The following is an 18646-nucleotide window of genomic DNA, read 5'->3' as shown; positions in this document are numbered from 1 at the left end:
CGGTCGGGGAAGTGCCTGGGCGAAGCCGCAGGCCATGACCGTTTCCAGCCTGCAGCCTCCTTGAGCCGAAACCGACTGCTTTGGCCGATATCGGTTGTTTTCGATGACGGAGAAATAGCTATGGGTAGCCCGAGGCAACTCAAACTGGGTGCGATCATCCACGGTGTCGGCCACGGCTGGGGCGATTGGCGCCATCCGGATGCCGTGGCCGATGCCAGTGTCAATTTCCGTTTCTACCGGCAGCAGGCGCAACTGGCCGAGGCGGGCAGGTTCGATTTCCTGTTCATCGCCGACAGCCTGCATATCCACGAGAAATCCTGCCCGCACTACCTCAACCGCTTCGAACCCCTGACCATCCTTTCCGCGCTGGCCACCGTGACCGAGCACATCGGCCTGGTCGGCACCGCCACGGTCAGCTACACGGAGCCCTTCAACCTGGCCCGCCAGTTCGCCTCGCTCGACCATATCAGCGGCGGGCGAGCCGGCTGGAACGTGGTGACCTCGTGGCTGTCCGGCACGGCCGACAACTTCGGCCGGCCCGAGCACGCGCCGCACGACTTGCGTTACCGGATCGCCAGGGAGCACCTCAACGTCGTCAAGGGCCTGTGGGATTCCTGGGAGGACGATGCCTTCGTCCGCGACAAGGCGAGCGGCAAATTCTTCGATCCCGACAGGCTGCATGCGCTCAACCACCAGGGCGAGTTCTTTTCCGTCAAGGGTCCCTTGAACATCGCCCGTTCGCCCCAGGGGCAACCGGTCATCTTCCAGGCCGGCAGCTCGGAGGAGGGGCGCAACTTCGCGGCGCAGAACGCCGATGCGATCTTCGTCAATCCGGAGTCTTTCGACGAAGCGCTCGCCTATTATCGGGACATCAAGACGCGCACGGCCCAATACGGTCGGGACCCGCAGAAGCTGTCGATCCTGCCGGGCATCCGGCCGATCGTCGGACGCGACCCGGCCGAGGTCGAGCGGCGTTACCGACAAGCCGTCGACCTGGTGTCCATCGAGGATGCCCTCGTCGCGCTGGGGCGTCCCTTCAATGATCACGATTTCTCGCGATATCCCCTCGACGAGCCCTTCCCCGAACTGGGCGATATCGGCAGGGACAGCCAGCAGGGCGAGTCCAACCACATCAAGCGGGTGGCCAGGGAGGAGGGACTCAGTCTGCGCGAGGCCGCCCTGCGCTTTTCCCGGCCGAACCGGGCGTTCGTCGGCACGCCGGAACAGATCGCCGACACCCTGCAGCACTGGTTCGAGAAAGGCGCGGCGGACGGTTTCACCATCGGTTCGCTGCTGCCCGACAGCCTGCAGTCCTTCACCGAGCTGGTGGTGCCGGTCCTGCAGGCGCGCGGCCTGTTACGCCGGGAATACGCCGGCCGTACCCTGCGCGACAACCTGGGCCTGGATGTGCCCGTCAACCGCTACAGTGCGAGACGCCTGGCGTGAGGCTCTCGGCCGGCGCGTACCGTCTTTCGCCCGCGGCGGCCGGCCATCCTGTCGCACTGGTCTGGCAAGAGGATTGGAATTATCATTTTTATACATTTTCCATTTCCTCATTATGTCCATACCGAATGAAGCTTGATGACATAACGGCCTTCATGTCGGCAGTCCGCTGCCAGTCGATCATCCACGCCGCACAGTCGTTGCAGTTGACCCAGCCGGCGATCACCAGGCGCATCCAGAATCTCGAGCACGACCTGGGGGTCGAATTGCTCGACCGCAACACCAAGCCGCTCAAGCCGACCGTCATCGGCTTGCGCGTCTACAAGCAATGCCTGGCGATCCTGCGCGAGATGGAAAACCTGCGCGAACTGGTGGCCAGCGACCGGCCGCCCAGCGGCATGTTGCGCATCGGCGTTCCGCAGACCCTGAGCGATGCCGTGCTGCCGCATGCCTTCAAGCAGTTGAAGGCGGCCTATCCGGATCTGAACACCCAGGTATCCACGGATTGGGGAAGCCATCTGCTCAGTGGCATCGAAAAGGACGAACTGGATGCGGCCGTAGCGTTCTTTCCATCCCGCAAGGTGTTTTCCGGCAGCGTGGTGGCCAACAGCCTCGGCAGCATGAACCTGCTGGTGGTCTGCGCGAAGGATCAGGCGCCCAAGCGTCCCTGCAGGCTGGTCGACTGCCACCAGAACGGCTGGGTATTGAATCCCGACGGTTGCGGCTTCCGCTCCAGCCTGCAGCACACCCTGATGGAGCAGGGGCTCGAACTGCGGGTCAACCTGGAAACCTTCGGCGTCGAGCTGCAACTGGGCCTGGTCGCCGACGGCCTGGGCCTGGGGCTGGTTCCCGGACCGCTGCTGGAGCGCAGCGCCCATTACGAGCGGCTGGCCGTGGTGAATCTCAAGGATTTCAAGCCGACGATCGACCTGTGGCTGTTGCAGCCGCGCTTTCTGGGCAACCTGCAGGGGCCCGTCGACTTTTTCCAGAAACTGATCGGCCAGACGCTGAATTTTCTCTGATCGTTCCAAGGGAGCGGGGCCGTTTTTCACGTGCTGGAAAAGGCAGCCCGAGCTGCGGGCGCGCCCTGATTGACGGCGAACCCGGCGATCCCCGCCCACTCGATGGCGGCCATGGCCCCCGGTGCTGTGAAAGGACACGGTTGTCCGCTCCGGCGAATGCCGGATACAATCCGGCGAACACCGGATCGGAGGTCCTCCATGCTTGCCGAAGTGCTGCGTGACCACGGCTATACCGCGTACCGGGTGCGTCTTCGCAGTCTGCTGGACATTCCCGAGTCGGCAACCGACTTCGAGATCCATACCCGGATTACCCAGGGCTTTCCCGCGGCACGCCTGATGCAGTTGACCGAGGCCGGGGTCGTCACGCCACTGGAGCGCGACCAGATCATTCCCCTGCGCACCCTCAAGAGCCGCATCGAGCGCGATCAGCCGCTGACCGTGGAGGAAAGCGACAGGTTCTTTCGCGCCGCTCACATCACGGCGATGGCCGAAGCCGTCTTCGGCGATCGCGAAAAGGCCAGGCGCTGGCTTTCCAAACCCAAGGAGCGGTTTTCCGGCCTGACCCCCATGCAGATGCTCACCACCCAGCAGGGCACCGCTCAGGTGGAAGAAATGTTGCTGCAGATCGTCGAAGGCCTGGCCTTGTGATCCTCTGGCGGATCAGCGCCTACGCCGATCTCGGCGGAGTCGGCGGCTTGCGCGCCAGCGGCCGCTGGCATCATATCGGCAGGCCGGTCGTCTATGCGGCGGAAAGCCCGGCCGGGGCGATGCTGGAAGTGCTCGTCCACCTGGAAATCGATCCCGAGGACTTCCCGGCGACGCTGCAGTTGATCCGCATCGAACTTCCGGACCCGGTTTCGCTGGCCGAACTCGCGCCGCTGCCGGAGAACTGGAAGTCCGACCCGGAGGCCACCCGCGCCATCGGCGACCGGTTTCTGGATACGAGGAGCGCCCTGCTGCTCCCGGTACCCAGTGCCATCATCCCCTGCACGACCAACTATCTGTTCAACCCCGCGCATCCCGAGGCCAGCGGCGCGAGCATCCGGGTGGAGCAGTTTCCCCTCGACGTCCGGCTCGTTTGAAGACATGGCCCGACGTGCGATCAGCGCGCGGTGATCACCGCGAGCTTGGTGATCCCCGCCCGCTCGATGGCGGCCATGGCCCTGGCCACCACGCCATAGTCCACCTGGTCGTCGGCCTGCAACTGCACGCGCAGCTCGGCATCCGCGGCCTTGGCCGCCTGCAGGTTGCTTTCCAGCAGGTCGGGCTGGATCTCGTCCTTGCCGATGAACAGCTTGCCGCTGCCGTCGATGCTCACCACCAGCGGGTCCTTGGTGTCCGGCGGGGCGACCGCCTCGGTCTTGGGCAGGTTGATGGGAATGCTGTTGGTCAGCATCGGCGCGGTGACGATGAACACCACCAGCAGCACCAGCATCACGTCGACCAGCGGCGTGACGTTCATCTCGCTGAGGACTTCGTCGCTTTCCTGGGTCGAGAAGGCCATCTCAGATCGCCTCCTTGATGTGCTGGACACCCTGGTTCCGGCCGGCGCGCGGATACGGGATCAGCTTGAAGGCGCTCTTCTGCGCCAGGCTGTAGAAGTCGTGGGCGAAGTCGTCGAGGTCCGCGGCGGTCAGCTTCAGGCGGCGCAAAAAGTAGTTGTAGACCAGCACGGCGGGCACCGCGACGGCGATCCCCACGCCGGTGGCGACCAGGGCGGCGCCGATCGGGCCGGCGACGGTTTCCAGGCTGGCCGAGCCGGCGGCGCTGATGCCCTTGAGCGCTTCCATGATGCCCCAGACGGTGCCGAACAGGCCGATGAAGGGGGAGGTGGAGCCGATCGAGGCGACCACCGCCAGGCCGGACTCCAGGGAGCGGCGTTCGCGCTGGATCTGCTGGCGCAAGGCCCGTTCGAGGCGGTCCTGGTGGTTGATCGAATGGGCCAGGTCGTGCTGGCCTGGCTCCTCCCGGATGGCGGCGAAGCCGGCCTGGGCGACATGGGCCACGGCGCCGGCCTGGCGCTGGACCAGTTCAGCGGCGCTGTCCAGGCTGGGCGCTTGCCAGAAGTGTTTCAGCAGCCGGCGGTCGCGGTATCTGAGGCGGGCGAACTGGACGGCCTTGATCAGGGCCAGGCCCCAGGTGAGGACGGAAAAGCCGATCAAGACCCAGATGACGACATGTTCGACCGAGGCGAAGGGGTTGCCGAGCAGATCCATGGTGGGTTCCTCCTGAAGAAGGGTGCGGATGGGTTAGTTCAGTTTGAAATCGATGGGCACGGTCACCCAGCCGTCCTGGGCCTGGTCGCCGCGCTTGGCGGGCACGAAGCTCCAGCGACGGACCGCGGCGACCGCGGCTTCGTCGAGCAGGTCGCGGCCGCTGGACTGCTGGACGCGGATCTCGCTCGGCTTGCCGCTGGCCAGCACGTGCACGCGCAGCAGGACGCTGCCTTCCCAATTGCGGCGCAGGGCCAGGGCCGGGTATTCGGGTGCCGGGTTCTTCAGATAGCCGGCGCCGGCCGAGGGCGGCGTGAGCGGGGCCTGGGCGGGCGCGGGCGCCGATGCCGGGGCGGCTGGTGCCGGGGGAGCCGGGGGTGCCGGCGGAGCGGATGGCGCCTCGGCTTTGGCCGGAGGTGTCCTGGCCGGCTTGGCTTCGGCTTTCTGCCTGGGCGGCTGGGGTTTGGGCGGTTTGGGCGGCGCCTTCCTAGGGGCCAGTTCCTCGACCACCGGCGCAGGGGGAGGCGGCTCCGCTGCGGCGACCGCCGGTGGCGGCGGCGCTGGTTCGAGCGGCTCGGTGGGCGGCGCCGAGCTGCTGAACTCGATGGTCATGGGGGGGATTTGCACGGGGACCTCCGGCAGGGGCGGCGCGCTGTGGCGGCCGAACCAGTGCAGGGCGCCGGCGTGTAGCGCCAGCGCCAGGGCACCGAGCAGGAGCGCTTCCCGGCGGCGCAGCGGGCGCGTATCCGGCACCACGAAGCGCACGGCGCCCAGAGAGCGGCGGATCGGCACGGCAAACTCGGGAACCTCGCCAGAAATACCCGCTTCAGGCCATGGCCCGGCAGCGGGACCATTGGCTGTAAGGACGCTGCCCATCGGCAAAACTCCTGAACGAAACGTCTATCCGGGGATGACTGGAAGAAACCGAAAGCGATCGCTGCGGATTCGCAAGCGCCGATGGCTCGGCGAAGCCACGTGCTTGCGGTACGCCTGGAGCGTCGCTCGCTTCAGCCGGCCAGGCTTTTCGGCGCGGCGGACTGCTCGTTCACCAGCTTGCGGATGCGCGGCAGCAGCTCCTGCCCGTATTCGACGGCATCGCGCAACGGGTCGAAGCCGCGGAACAGGAAGGTGGTCACGCCGACGTTGTAGTAGTCCAGCGCGGACTCGGCGACCTGGTCGGGCGTTCCGACCAGGGAGGTCGAGTTGCCCGCGGCACCGGTCAGCGCGGCGATCTCCGTCCACAGGCGCTTGTCGTGCACGGGCCGCTGGCGCGAGAAGTCCACCAGGCGCTCGGCGCCCACGTTGCTCTTGGCGCCTTCCTTGAAGCGGCGCCAGCCGCCCTGCTGGTTCACCAGCCGGGTGGCGCTTTCCAGGATGCGCCGGGAGCGCGCCCAGGCTTCCTCCTCGGTCGCGCCGAGGATCGGGCGCAGCGACAGGCTGAAGCGGATGTGCTTGTCCCGGCCGTACTTGGCCGCCGCCTTGCGTACCTGGGCGATGCGCTCGTGGATGTTCTCCACCGGTTCGCCCCACATCATGTAGACGTCCGCGTGCTTGGCCGCGACCTCCACGGCGGCGTCGGAGGCGCCGGAGAAGAAGATCGGCAGGTGCGGCTTCTGCACGGGCTTCACCTGGGTCAGGTTGTCGGTGATCTGGTAGTACTTTCCTTGGTGGTCGAAAGGCTCGGTGCTCGTCCAGGTTTTCTTGAACACGTCGAGGTATTCGTCGGTGCGCCGATAGCGCTCGTCTTTGTCGGTGAGTAGTTCGCCGTCCCGCTGCAGATCGCCGCTGTCGCCGCCGGTGATCACGTTGATCGCGGCGCGCCCGTTGCTCAACTGATCCAGGGTGGCGAACTGGCGGGCCGCGAAGGTGGGAGCCTGGAAGCCGGGGCGGTGGGCGACCAGCAGGCCCAGCCGTTCGGTATGGGCGGCGGCGTAACTGGCCAGCACCAGGGAATCCGGCACGCTGGTGTTCACTGCCAGCAGGGCCTTGTCGAAACCACCGTATTCCTGGGCCTGGGCGAAGGCCTTGATAAATTCCCGGTCGACCTGCGGTCCGCGCGCGGCCAGGGATTCGCTCGCTTCCTGTGGGCCGATGAAACCAATGAACTCCAGACTCATTTCGCATGTTCTCCATTCTGAAAGGTGCTTGCCGGTATACGGCAAGACGGATTTGCGCTGCTGTCGTGATGCTAGGAAAAGCCGCCTGAATATGCAAAAACATTATAGAAATATATATATAATAATTTTGTTTTATATAACTGAAACGAGGGACGCCGCCGCGCGTCGCTGGCCGGCGCGGCCAGCCCTGTACGAGGGTGAGCGCACGGTCGCGGATTACCGCGCCTTCGCCGCCGCCACCACGGCGCGGGCGAGCGGGCTGCGCGACGGGCACGGCATCGCCCTTGGGGATCGGGTCGCACTGTTCATGCACAACGCCTGCGAGTACCTGGAGCTGCTCTACGCCATCTGGTGGGCCGGTGCGGTGGCGGTGCCGATCAACCACAAGCTGCATGGCGACGAGGCCGCCTGGATCGCCGGCGACGCGCAGGCCCGGCTGATCTTCACCGACGACGGCGCTCTGTTCGCGACGGGCTGTCCGCGCACTGCCGGGAGCTGGCCGGCCTCGGCAGCGAGCGGCCGAAGCGGACCGCTCCCGACCTGGCGAGCCTCGTCCTGTGCGGCACGGACGATCTCGCCTGGTTGTTCTACACCTCCGGCACCACCGGCCGCGCCAAGGGCGTGATGCTGTCCCACGGCAACCTGCTGGCGATGTCCCTCTGCTGTCCGGTCGACGTCGATCCGGTCGAGGCGGACGATGCCTACCTCTACGCCGCGCCCATGTCGCATGGCGCGGGGCTGTACAACTTCATCCCTGTCCGCTGCGGCGCCCGCCATGTGGTGCCCGCTTCGCGGGGCTTCGATGCCGCCGAGCTGTTCGGGCTGGCCGGGATGCTGGGGCGCCTGAGCCTGTTCGCGGTGCCGACCATGCTCAAGCGGATGGTCGGGGAGGCGCGCCGCCAGGGCTACGCCGGCAACGGCATCAAGTCCATCGTCTACCGGTGTCGCGCCGCTGTACCTGGTCGATCTGCGGGAGGCGCTGGCGACCTTCGGCCCGCGGCTGATCCAGATCTACGGCCAGGGCAAAAGTTCGATGACGATCACCGTGCTGTCGCGCGAACTGATCGCCGACCGGGCGCGCGCGGACTGGCCGCCTCGGTCGGTTACCCGCAGTTGTGCGTCGAGGTCGGCGTGCTGGATGCCGCGGGCGATCCGCTACCGGCGGGCCGGCCGGGAGAGGTCGTGGCGCGCGGTCCCTGCGTGATGTACGGCTACTGGCGCGACGCGGCGGCGAGCGCGGCAACCCTGGTGGACGGCTGGCTGCGTACCGGCGATATCGGTTACCCGGATCGCGACGGCCTGCTGACCCTCACCGACCGCGGCAAGGACGTGATCGTCTCCGGGGGCAGCAATATCTATCCCCGCGAAGTGGAAGAGGTGCTGGCGCTGCACCCGGCGATCGCCGAAGTCTCGGTGGTCGGCGAGCCGGACCCGGAGTGGGGCGAAAGCGTGGCGGCCTTCGTCGTCCTCCGCCCCGGCGAACGGGCGGACGCGCAGGCGCTCGACGCCTGGTTCGTCGCGCGCCTGGCATCGTTCAAGAAGTCCAGGCGCTACCTGTTCGTCCGAAAGTTGCCGAAAAACGGCTACGGCAAGATCCTCAAGACCGAACTGCGCCGCTGCCTGTAGGACAGGCGCGCGTCGTCGCGGCCGCGCGGACCCGTGGCTTCATGCGTCGCGACGGTGCACCGGGCGCCCGGCGGCGAAGGTTTCCCGCACCGCGCGGTCGTCGCCGAGGATCATCAGCGCGAACAGCCTTTCCGCGAGGCTGCGCGCCTGTTCCAGACGGCGGGCGAGCAGCGGCGTGGCCTTGCAGTCGAGCACCACGAAGTCGGCGTCCTTGCCCGGTTGCAGGTTGCCGATGCGCTCGTCCAGGTAGAGCGCCCTGGCGCCGCCGAGGGTGGCCAGGTACAGCGCCTTGAACGGGTCGAGTTTTTGCCCCTGCAACTGCAGCACCTTGTAGGCCTCGTTGAGGCTCTGCAACTGGGAGAAGCTGGTACCGCCGCCGACGTCGGTGCCCAGGCCGACGCGCACGCCGTGGCCTTCCAGTCGAGCCAGGTCGAACAGGCCGCTGCCGAGGAACAGGTTGGAGGTCGGGCAGAAGGCCACCGCCGAGCCGCTCTCGCCGAGCCGCCGGCACTCGTCGTCGCAGAGGTGGACGCCGTGGGCGAACACCGAGCGCTCGCCGAGCAGACGGTGGTGGTCGTAGACGTCCAGGTAGTGCCTGCGCTCGGGGAACAGTTCCTTCACCCAGTCGATTTCCGCGCGGTTCTCGGACAAGTGGGTGTGCAGGTAGAGGCCGGGGTATTCGCGCAGCAGCCGGCCGGCTAGATCGAGCTGTCCGGGCGTGCTGGTCGGCGCGAAGCGCGGGGTGACGGCGTAGTGCAGGCGACCCTTGCCATGCCAGCGCTCGATCAGCGCGCAGCTCTCGACGTAGCCGGAGGCGGCGCTGTCGCGCAGTTCGTCCGGGGCGTTGCGGTCCATCAGCACCTTGCCGGCGATCATCCGCAGGCCGAGCCGCTGCGCCTCCTCGAAGAAGGCGTCCACCGACTGCGGATGCACGGTGGCGAACACCAGCGCCGTGGTGGTGCCGTTGCGCAACAGCTCGGCGAGAAACAGCCGCGCCTGGGCGCGGGCGTGCGCCGGGTCGGCGAAGCGCGCCTCGGCGGGGAAGGTGTAGGTCTCCAGCCACTCCAGCAACTGGCTGCCGTAGGAGGCGATCACGTCCAGTTGCGGGTAATGGATGTGAGTGTCGACGAAGCCGGGGACGATCAGCGCGTCGTGGTACTCGACCACCCCGATCCCGGCCGGCAGGCCCGGCAGCAGCTCGGCGGCGGCGCCGATCCGGGCGATCCTGCCGTTCTCGACCAGCAGCAGGCCGTCCTCGAAATACTGGTACGAGCGCTCGATGCCGACCTCGCGGGGATCGGCGAGACAGTGGAGCAGGGCGGCGCGGTAGGCTTGCATCGGACGGTCCTCCATGTGTTGAGTCGGTCCCGACAAGGTAGGAGCCAACTGGTTGGCGATCAGTTTGTAGGGTGGACAACGCCGCAGGCTTGTCCACCATGGTGGATGGCTTCGGCCATCCACCCTACCTACTTCAGGCCGGACCGCGCCGTGAAGCCGGCAGCAGTCTGGCGACGCTCTCGCCGCCTTGGGCTTTTTCGCCGAAACGGGCGTTGTAGGTGGCGATCGCTTCGCCGGCGATGGAGATGGCGATCTTTAGCGGCAGTTTGTAGGGTGGACAACGCCGTAGGCTTGTCCACCGTGGTGGATGGCTTCGGCTATCCACCCTACCTACTTTCAGGCCGGACCGCGCCGTGAAGCCGGCAGCAGTTTGGCGACGCTCTCGCCGCCTTGGGCTTTTTCGCCGAAACGGGCGTTGTAGGTGGCGATCACCTCGCCGGCGATGGAGATGGCGATCTTTAGCGGCAGTTTATAGGGTGGACAACGCCGCAGGCTTGTCCACCATGGTGGATGGCTTCGGCCATCCACCCTACCTACTTCAGGCCGGACCGCGCCGTGAAGCCGGCAGCAGTCTGGCGACGCTCTCGCCGCCCTGGGCTTTTTCGCCGAAACGGGCGTTGTAAGTGGCGATCACCTCGCCGGCGATGGAGATGGCGATCTTTAGCGGCAGTTTATAGGGTGGACAACGCCGCAGGCTTGTCCACCATGGTGGATGGCTTCGGCCATCCACCCTACCTACTTCAGGCCGGACCGCGCCGTGAAGCCGGCAGCAGTTTGGCGATGCTCTCGCCGCCTTGGGCTTTTTCGCCGAAACGGGCGTTGTAAGTGGCGATCACCTCGCCGGCGATGGAGATGGCGATCTCCAGCGGCAGCTTGCCCTTCACCTCGGGCAGGCCCATCGGGCAGCGCATACGCTGCAGCGTTTCGGCGGCCAGGCCGCGTTCGCGCAGGCGGTGTTCGAAGCGGGCGCGCTTGCTCTTCGAGCCGATCAGCCCGAAGTAGGTGAAGTCGTTGCGGGCGAGAATGGCCTCGGCGAGCCGCAGGTCGAGCTGGTGGTCGTGGGTCATGACGATGAAGTAGCTGCCGGCGGGCATCCGCTCGACTTCATCGAGCGGTTCGTCGTCGATCACCTGTTCTACTCCGGCCGGCAGCGGGTCGGGGAATTCCTGCGCGCGCGAGTCGATCCAGCGCAGCCGGCACGGCAGGCCGGCGAGCAGCGGCGCCAGGGCGCGACCGACGTGGCCGGCGCCGAACAGGGCGATGCGCGCCTGCGGCTGACCCAGCGGTTCGAACAGCAGCACGGTGGCGCCGCCGCAGCATTGGCCGAGGCTGGCGCCCAGGGCGAAGCGCTCCAGGCGCGCGGCCCGGCTGCGGCTTTCCAGCATTTCGCGGGCGATCCGCATGGCCTCGAATTCCAAGTGGCCGCCGCCGATGCTGTCGTGCAGCCGTTCGCGCTCGACCACCATCTTCGCCCCGGCGTCGCGCGGCGTGGAGCCCTGCTCCTCGACTACGCTCACCAGCACGCAGGGCTCGCCGCGTTGCTTGAGGTCGGCGAGGGCGTCGATCCAGCTCATGTTGCTCATGGTTCGGTCCTTGGTAGGGTGGAAAACCGCGCAGCGTTTTCCAGCATATCCATCTTCTTCACGGGCTCGGGGTGGACAAGCAAAGCGTTGTCCATCCTACGTCGATTCGCCCGCGTACTCGTGCACCGCACCTTGGGGCTGCTGCAGCCTTTTCATCTGCTCCACGCCCCAGAGTACCCGCTCCGGCGTCGCCGGGGCGTCGATGGCCGGTTGCAGGCGGTAGTCGGCGAGGCTGGCCACAGCGTCCTTGATCGCGCACCACACCGAGATGCCGAGCATGAACGGCGGCTCGCCGACGGCCTTGGAGTGAAACACCGTGTCCTCCGGGTTGCGGCGGTTTTCCAGCAATTTCACCCGCAGGTCGGCCGGCACATCGGCGACGGTGGGGATCTTGTAGCTGGCCGGCCCGGCGGTGAGTAGCCGGCCCTTGTCGTCCCACACCAGTTCCTCGCAGGTCAGCCAGCCCATGCCCTGGACGAAGCCGCCTTCGACCTGGCCGATGTCGATGGCCGGGTTTAGCGAGGCGCCGACGTCGTGGAGGATGTCGGCGCGCAGCAGCCGGTACTCGCCGGTCAGGGTGTCGACCAGCACTTGCGCGCAGGCCATGCCGAAGGCGTAGTAGTAGAACGGCCGGCCACGCGCCTGGGTGCGGTCGTAGTAGATCTTCGGCGTGCGGTAGAAGCCGGTGCTGGAGAGCGACACCTGGCCGACGTAGGCGGCCCGGACCAGTTCCTCGAAGCTCAGGTAGCGGTCGCGGATGCGCACCTGGCCGTTCTTGAACTGCACGTCCTCCGCGCTGACCTGCCAGTGCCGGGCGGCGAATTCGACCAGGCGCTGCCTGATGGTCTGCGCGGCCTCCTTGGCCGCCTTGCCGTTCAGGTCGGCGCCGCTGGAGGCGGCGGTAGGCGAGGTGTTGGGCACCTTGCCGGTGTTCGCCGGGCTGATCTGGATGCGCGAGACGTCCACCTGGAACACCTCGGCGACCACCTGGGCGACCTTGGTGTTGAGGCCCTGGCCCATCTCGGTGCCGCCGTGGTTGAGGTGGATGCTGCCGTCGGTGTAGACGTGCACCAGCGCGCCCGCCTGGTTGAGAAAGCTCGACGTGAAGCTGATGCCGAACTTCACCGGGGTCAGCGCCAGACCCTTCTTCAGCACCGGGCTCCGGGCGTTGAAAGTGCGGATTTCCTCGCGGCGCGCGGCGTATTCGCAGCTTGCCTCCAGCTCGGCGGTCATCTCCTCGAGCAGGTTGTGTTCCACCGTCTGGTGGTAGTGGGTGAGGTTGCGTTCGGTCTTGCCGTAGTAGTTGAGCTTGCGCACCGCGAGCGGGTCCTTGCCAAGGTGGCGGGCGATGGCGTCCATGATCTCCTCGATGGCGAGCATCCCCTGCGGGCCGCCGAAGCCGCGAAAGGCGGTGTTGGAGGCGAGGTTGGTCTTGCAGCGGTGGCCTTCCACCAAGGCGTCGCCCAGGTAGTAGGCGTTGTCGGCATGGAACATCGCGCGGTCGACGATGGCCCCGGAAAGATCCGGCGAATAACCGCAGTTGGCCGCCAACTGGATGTGCACGCCGTGCAGGCGGCCGTCGTCGTCGAAGCCGACCTCGTACTCCACCTGGAAGGGGTGGCGCTTGCCGGTGATGCGCATGTCCTCGTTGCGCGGCAGGCGCATCTTGGTCGGCCGTCCGGTCAGGCGGGCGATCACCGCGCACAGGCAGGCCGGCGCAGCGGCCTGGGTTTCCTTGCCGCCGAAGCCGCCGCCCATACGGCGCATGTCCACTTCCACCTTGTTCAGCGGCACGCCGAGCACCGCGGCGACCAGTTTCTGCACCTCGCTGGGGTGCTGGGTCGAGCTGTGGACCAGCATGCCGCCGTCCTCGGTGGGCAGCACCGAGGCGATCTGCGTTTCCAGGTAGAAGTGTTCTTGGCCGCCGATCCGCAGATTGCCGGCGAGGCGATGAGGCGCCTCGGCCAGCGCCGCGGCGGCGTCGCCGCGCCGTTGACTGTGGCTGTCGAGGACGAACTGCCGGCGGCGCAGGGCTTCGTCCACCGTCAGCACCGGCTCCAGGTCCTCGTATTCGACGATCGCCGCCAGCGCCGCGCGGCGGGCGTTGTCCAGGCTGTCGGCGGCCACCGCCAGCACCGGCTGGCCGAGGTATTGCACGTTGCCGTCGGCGAGCAGCGGGTCGCCGGGGAACACCGGGCCGATGTCCAGCTTACCGGGCACGTCGGCGCTGGTGATGACGATGGCCACGCCGGGGACGGCGTAGCAGGGTGCGCTGTCGATGCGGACGATGCGCGCGTGGGCGCGTTCGGAGAGGCGTGCATAGACGTGCAACTGGTTGGGGAATTCCAGGCGGTCGTCGATGTAGAGCGCCTCGCCGCTCGCATGCTTGGCCGCGCTCTCGTGCCGGACGCTGCGGCCGACGCCGGTGAGCAGTTCCGCGCGAAACAGCGCGGCGAGTTCTTCCTGGCTGTGGGAGATGAGTTCAGACATGGTCGGTCACCCGGGTCGGCAGCGCTGGCGCGTGCAGTTCGAGAAAGGCTTTGCGCAGCAGGTTCTGCGCGGCGAGCAGGCGGTATTCGCGACTGGCGCGGAAATCGCCGAGCGGGTCGAAATCGCCGGCCAGCGCCGTGCAGGCGCGCTCGATGACGGCGGCCTCGAACGGCTGGCCGAGCAGCGCCCGCTCGCAGGCCGTGGCGCGCCTGGGGATCGCCGCCATGCCGCCGAAGGCGATGCGCGCTTCGCGCACCCGGCCGTCCTCGATCAGCAGATTGAAGGCGGCGCAGACCGCCGAGATATCGTCGTCCAGGCGCTTGGACAGCTTGTAGGCGCGAAACGCCTGGCCTAGGCGGGCGCGCGGCACGAGAATCTTCTCGATGAATTCACCCGACTCCAGGGCGGTGACTTTGTAGTCGAGGAAGAAGTCTTCCAGCGCGAGCGTGCGGCTGGTTTCGCCCTTGCGCAGCAGCAGGCGGGCGCCGAGGGCGATCAGCAGCGGCGGCGTGTCGCCGATCGGCGAGGCGTTGCCGATGTTGCCGCCTAGGGTGCCTTGGTTGCGGATCTGCAGGGAGGCGAAGCGCTTGAGCAGGGCGCCGAAATCCGGGTATTCGGCGGCCAGCGCCGCCTGGCAGTCGGCGAGCGGCGTGGCGGCGCCGATCTCGATGGCCTCGCTGCCCGGTGTCAGCCGCTTCAGCTCCTCGATGCCGCCGAGGTGGATGGTCAGCGGCAGGGCGCGGTGCTGCTGGGTCACCTCCAGGGCGAGATCGGTGCCGCCGGCCAATAGCCGCGCCTCGGGATAGGCCGTATAGAGCGTGGCCAGTTCGTCGACGCTGGCCGGCAGCAGGCAGCGCCGGTCGTTCCCGGCCAGTTCGGTGCCGCCCCGAACGATGGCCTTGAGCGCGGCGACGGTCTCGGCCTCGGCGGCGTCGAACTGGTCCGGCTCCGGCGCGCCGCAGGCCTGTTCGGCGGCGGCGAGGATCGGCCGGTAGCCAGTGCAGCGGCAGAGGTTGCCGGCCAGGGCTTCGCAGGCCCGTTCGCGGTTGGGGCCGTCGGCGTTCTTTTGCAGGGCGAACAGCGACATGACCACGCCAGGCGTGCAGAAGCCGCACTGCGAGGCATGCCGGTCGACCACCGCTTGCTGCACGGCGTGCAGCCGTCCTCGCTGCTCGAGGTCTTCGACCACCAGCAACTGCTTGCCGTGCAGGGCGGCGACGAAGGTCAGGCAGGCGTTGAGGCTGCGGTAGCGCAGGCGTTCCCGGCCGTCTTCCGCGACCAGTTCGCCGACCACCACGGTGCAGGCACCGCAGTCGCCGGAGTTGCAGCCTTCCTTGGTGCCGGTGCGCCGCAGATGTTCGCGCAGGTAGCGCAACACCGTGAGGTTCGGGTCGAGGGCGCTCTCGCTGCGCAGTTCGCGGTTGAGAAGAAACTGAATCACGACGTTCTCCGAAGATTCGGCGGTAGCGCATGTAGGGTGGGAAACGGCCGTAGGCCTTTCCCACCAGCGGCGCGGTCACGGTGGAAAATCGCGACACGAGTTTTCCACCCTACAGGAATTATGGGCCGGGGCCTTCAGGCCAGACGGGCGTCCAGGCTGTTCTGCGCCAGGCGCTCGGCCTGTTCGCAGGTCATGCCGAGGCTTTCCTGCAGGGCCACGAAATTCTCCGTTACGTAGCCGCCGAAGTAGGCCGGATCGTCGGAGTTCACCGTCACCTTCACGCCCATTTCCAGCAACTTGAGGATGTTGTGTTCGCTCATGTCCTTGAACACGCGCAGCTTGACGTTGGACAGCGGACAGACGGTCAGCGGGATTTGCTCGTCGATCAGCCGTTCCAGTAGCCGCGGGTCCTCGGCGGCGCGCACGCCGTGGTCGATGCGCCTGACCTTGAGCAGGTCGAGGGCTTCCCAGATGTATTCCGGCGGGCCTTCCTCGCCGGCGTGGGCGACGGCGGCGAAGCCCTCGGCGCGGGCGCGCTCGAACACCTGGCGGAACTTGCGCGGCGGATGGCCCTTTTCCGAGCTATCCAGGCCCACGGCGATGAAGGCGTGGCGGAACGGCAGGGCCTGGTCGAGGGTTCTGTGCGCCTCCTCCTCGGAGAGGTGGCGCAAAAAGCTCAGGATCAGCCCGCTGCCGATGCCGAGCCGTTTGCGCCCGTCTTCCAGCGCCTGGCCGATGCCGCTCAGCACCGTCTCGAAGGGGATGCCGCGGTCGGTGTGGGTTTGCGGGTCGAAGAAGGGCTCGGTGTGGACGACGTTCTGTTCCTTGCATTTGCACAGGTAGGCCCAGGTCAGGTCGTAGAAATCCTGCTCGGTGCGCAGCACGTTGGCGCCCTGGTAGTAGAGGTCGAGGAATTCCTGCAGGTTGTTGAAGGCGTAGGCCTTGCGCAGGCTTTCCACGTCGGGCCAGGGCAGGGCGACCTTGTTGCGTTCGGCAAGGGCGAACAGCAGCTCCGGCTCCAGCGAGCCTTCCAGATGCAGGTGCAGTTCGGCTTTGGGGAGGGCGTTGAACCAGGCGTACATGGGATGGCCTCTTGTCGTCGGAGCAGGCAGGGCGGGGCACTTGGATCGGCCTCACGCATATGACTAGCTTGCCTCTTGTTGCGGCGCCCTGCCACTGCCGCGAGGACGGTTGGCATGGGCGCAACGCTTCGACGAGGGCGATCTGGGGACTGTCGCTCGGAGCGGTGGCGGAAAGGGATGTGGATGGCAATGGCGCGATGCAGGGCAATCGCATGAAGCGCTCGCTCGATACCGGACTGGAAAGGTTGTGTGAGCCTTGGCATGGCTGCTTGCCGAGGGGCCGGACAGTCCCTGTTTCGGCCCCCCGGCCGAGTCACTTTTTCTTGCCTGGCCAAGAAAAAGTAACCCAAAAGAAGGCCACCCCCTCATCCGGCCCTACGCTTCGCTCCGGGTTCCCTCCCTGCATCGCCGCTCCAGGGGCTCGCCGCGAAGGGCCATCCATGGCCCATCGCGGCTCTCGCGGCATCCTTGCCGCTCGACCCCTTCCACGACGATTCCGCTCGGCCTCCTGAAGGGGGCATCCGGCGTTGCCTGACAGGCCGTGCCACAGGAAGAGCGAAAGCGCTTTCAGGCAACCCGGAGCCCGACTCCCGTTCAGGAGGCCGAGCGCAAGCGTCGCGTAGAGGAGCGAGCCGCGGGGAGGCGGCGAGAGTCGTACGAGGGGCATGGATGCCCCTTGTGCGACGACCCTCGGAGCGGCGCCGGAGCGAGGGAACCCCGGCGTAGCCGGGGCCGAATGACCGGGCGCGCTTTCTCTTTGGTTACTTTCTCTTTGCGCGCGCAAAGAGAAAGTGACTCGGCCGGGGGGCCGAAACGGGGAGTTTCCGACCACTCGGCAAGCAGCCAATGCACTGGATCTGAAGACCACGCCGGAACGACCAGGCACACAACCTTTCCAGCCCAGTATCGGGCAGGCATTTCATGCGATTGCCCTGGCGCGCGACGCGATCGCGGAAGATGTTTTTGCAGATGCGACAAAAGTGGGAGCGGACCCGTTCGCGACCGACGGTAACCTCGCAAGCACCGCGACGAATCCTCTCCCACCAAAGCGATGTCAAACCGGTCTCTCCGTTCCTCCTCCTGCTGTCGAGCGATCTGAGTCTGAGTAGGTCTCAGCCGGCCTTCTTCAGCGCTACCTTATCCTCCTCGCTGCGCGGGATGCGGCTTTCCGGGCTGGGCTTGATCGCCCGGCTGCTCTCGCCGCCGACCGATACCGGGATTTCGCCGAGCACCGTGGTGCGGCGCACGATGCGCCGGGCGTTGCCGTAGTCGTCGATGGCGATGTGCTGAGTGGCGCGGTTGTCCCACAGCGCCACGTCGCCTTCGCTCCAGCGCCAGCGCACGATGTTCTCCAACTTGACGATGTGCGACTGGAACAGGTCCAGCAGCGCCCGCGAGTCACGCGAGTTGAGGCCGACGATTCTCTCCGCGAAGTGGCCGAGCAGCAGTGCCTTCTCGCCGGTTTCCGGGTGCACGCGGACCAGTGGGTGCTCGCTCTCGTAGATGGTGGAAGTGAACTGCTCGCGAAAGCGCTTGTTGACCAGCACTTCGACCTGCTTGGGCGCAGCGTAGTCGTAGTCGTTGGTGTGGCGCACCCACAGGCTGTCGGCCAGCCGCTGCAGCGGCTCGGGCAGTTCCTGGTAGGCCGTGACGGTGTTGGCGAACACGGTGTCGCCGCCCGCTTCGGGGATCAGCTCGCCGCGCAGGATGGTGATCTTCGGGTAGTCAACGACGAAGCTGATGTCGGTGTGCCAGGAGTTGGCTCGCGAGCGCTCGGAGTCCACTTCGAGGATGCCGGCGGTGTTCTGTTCCGTGGGGGTGGTCGGATGTACCACCAGATCGCCGAAGCGGCGGCCGAAGGCTTCCTGCTCGGCGTCGGTCAGATGCTGGTCGCGCAGGAACAGTGCCTTGTACTTGAGCACGGCCTGCTGCAGCTCGTCGAATTGCTCCTCGTCCAGATCGGTCAGGCGCACTCCGCTGACGATGGCGCCGATGCGGCCAGTGACGGGACGGATATCCAGGGACATGGGGGTTTCTCCTGTGGTGCCGCTGCGGTTCCTTGCTGCAGGCGAATGGTCGGGGCCGCGCGGCGCTGTCGGTCGGCGGCGGGTCGTTCGGCGGGGCCGGGCCACGCCTTTCACCCAAGGCTAAGGCAGAAAGCGTGCCAGAGCGCGAGTACCCCGTTTTTCGCGGATTTTGGCTGCTTCATGGCCGCAGGACTGTTGGATTTCGCGCAGCTTGCGCAGTTGGCTGGCGATTATCCGGCAGCCTGTGCGAGCGATTCGACAGGC

At 66.9% G+C, this 18646-nt stretch carries 14 protein-coding genes and 4 pseudogenes; 5 read left to right on the top strand and 13 right to left on the bottom strand.

The annotated features are described in order from the left end of the window. The first annotated feature begins 120 nt into the window (after positions 1-120). The 4 genes from ACGI6K_RS12250 (at position 121) to ACGI6K_RS12235 (ending at position 3547) form a co-directional block, all read left to right on the top strand. Positions 121-1446 carry an LLM class flavin-dependent oxidoreductase gene (locus ACGI6K_RS12250; protein ID WP_376942586.1) on the top strand — a complete coding sequence of 442 codons (1326 nt, stop codon included), beginning with the start codon at positions 121-123 and terminating at the stop codon, positions 1444-1446. 125 nt (positions 1447-1571) lie between these two features. After that, positions 1572-2465 carry a LysR family transcriptional regulator gene (locus ACGI6K_RS12245; RefSeq protein ID WP_376942584.1) on the top strand — a complete coding sequence of 298 codons (894 nt, stop codon included), beginning with the start codon at positions 1572-1574 and terminating at the stop codon, positions 2463-2465. Between the two features lie 198 nt (positions 2466-2663). Then, on the top strand, positions 2664-3113 hold the full coding sequence (locus ACGI6K_RS12240; RefSeq protein ID WP_012700771.1) for an antitoxin Xre/MbcA/ParS toxin-binding domain-containing protein: 450 nt from the start codon (positions 2664-2666) through the stop codon (positions 3111-3113). Further along, positions 3110-3547, top strand: coding sequence for an RES family NAD+ phosphorylase (locus tag ACGI6K_RS12235; protein WP_376942581.1), 438 nt, complete (start codon positions 3110-3112; stop codon positions 3545-3547). The genes ACGI6K_RS12240 and ACGI6K_RS12235 overlap by 4 nt, the downstream gene beginning before the upstream one ends. Positions 3548-3567: 20 nt before the next feature. Here the strand turns inward: ACGI6K_RS12235 and ACGI6K_RS12230 are convergent, their stop codons facing one another. The 4 genes from ACGI6K_RS12230 to ACGI6K_RS12215 form a co-directional block, all read right to left on the bottom strand. Then, positions 3568-3969, bottom strand: a complete 402-nt coding sequence (locus ACGI6K_RS12230) for an ExbD/TolR family protein (protein WP_377968643.1) — start codon at positions 3967-3969, stop codon at positions 3568-3570. Position 3970: 1 nt separating this feature from the next. Then, positions 3971-4681 carry a MotA/TolQ/ExbB proton channel family protein gene (locus ACGI6K_RS12225; RefSeq protein WP_394542917.1) on the bottom strand — a complete coding sequence of 237 codons (711 nt, stop codon included), beginning with the start codon at positions 4679-4681 and terminating at the stop codon, positions 3971-3973. 33 nt (positions 4682-4714) lie between these two features. After that, entirely contained in the window at positions 4715-5554 is an 840-nt protein-coding gene (locus ACGI6K_RS12220; protein ID WP_394542916.1) for an energy transducer TonB, read from the bottom strand. A 131-nt stretch (positions 5555-5685) separates the two neighbouring features. Then, complete coding sequence (locus tag ACGI6K_RS12215; RefSeq protein WP_376947046.1) at positions 5686-6795, bottom strand: LLM class flavin-dependent oxidoreductase; 1110 nt, start codon at positions 6793-6795, stop codon at positions 5686-5688. Between the two features lie 91 nt (positions 6796-6886). Here ACGI6K_RS12215 and ACGI6K_RS12210 point away from each other — a divergent pair. Beyond that, positions 6887-8421 (top strand): annotated as a pseudogene (locus ACGI6K_RS12210) (AMP-binding protein). 39 nt (positions 8422-8460) lie between these two features. Here the strand turns inward: ACGI6K_RS12210 and guaD are convergent. The 9 genes and pseudogenes from guaD to ACGI6K_RS12165 form a co-directional block, all read right to left on the bottom strand. Then, complete coding sequence (gene guaD, locus ACGI6K_RS12205) at positions 8461-9759, bottom strand: guanine deaminase (protein WP_376947044.1); 1299 nt, start codon at positions 9757-9759, stop codon at positions 8461-8463. 133 nt (positions 9760-9892) lie between these two features. Beyond that, positions 9893-10027, bottom strand: a pseudogene (locus ACGI6K_RS12200) (xanthine dehydrogenase accessory protein XdhC); the annotation flags it as partial. Positions 10028-10095: 68 nt separating this feature from the next. After that, a pseudogene (locus ACGI6K_RS12195) lies at positions 10096-10230 on the bottom strand (xanthine dehydrogenase accessory protein XdhC); the annotation flags it as partial. Positions 10231-10297: 67 nt separating this feature from the next. After that, positions 10298-10432, bottom strand: a pseudogene (locus tag ACGI6K_RS12190) (xanthine dehydrogenase accessory protein XdhC); the annotation flags it as partial. 67 nt (positions 10433-10499) lie between these two features. After that, a complete protein-coding gene (gene xdhC / locus ACGI6K_RS12185) occupies positions 10500-11342 on the bottom strand; it encodes a xanthine dehydrogenase accessory protein XdhC (RefSeq protein ID WP_376947040.1) in 843 nt (280 codons plus the stop codon). Positions 11343-11438: 96 nt separating this feature from the next. Beyond that, complete coding sequence (gene xdhB, locus ACGI6K_RS12180; protein ID WP_376947038.1) at positions 11439-13832, bottom strand: xanthine dehydrogenase molybdopterin binding subunit; 2394 nt, start codon at positions 13830-13832, stop codon at positions 11439-11441. Beyond that, positions 13825-15273 (bottom strand): xanthine dehydrogenase small subunit, encoded by a 1449-nt coding sequence (gene xdhA, locus ACGI6K_RS12175; protein WP_376947036.1) that lies wholly within the window; start codon positions 15271-15273, stop codon positions 13825-13827. The genes xdhB and xdhA overlap by 8 nt, the downstream gene beginning before the upstream one ends. Before the next feature lie 134 nt (positions 15274-15407). Continuing rightward, positions 15408-16355 (bottom strand): adenosine deaminase, encoded by a 948-nt coding sequence (locus tag ACGI6K_RS12170; protein ID WP_376947034.1) that lies wholly within the window; start codon positions 16353-16355, stop codon positions 15408-15410. 1112 nt (positions 16356-17467) lie between these two features. Next, a complete protein-coding gene (locus tag ACGI6K_RS12165) occupies positions 17468-18382 on the bottom strand; it encodes a TauD/TfdA dioxygenase family protein (RefSeq protein WP_376946009.1) in 915 nt (304 codons plus the stop codon). Positions 18383-18646 lie beyond the last annotated feature (264 nt).

It is taken from the genome of Azorhizophilus paspali, from assembly GCF_043587585.2.
GTDB lineage: Bacteria > Pseudomonadota > Gammaproteobacteria > Pseudomonadales > Pseudomonadaceae > Azotobacter > Azotobacter paspali.
The sequence above is the reverse complement of the archived record's forward strand: the minus strand, read 5'-3'. Positions and strand labels throughout refer to the sequence as shown.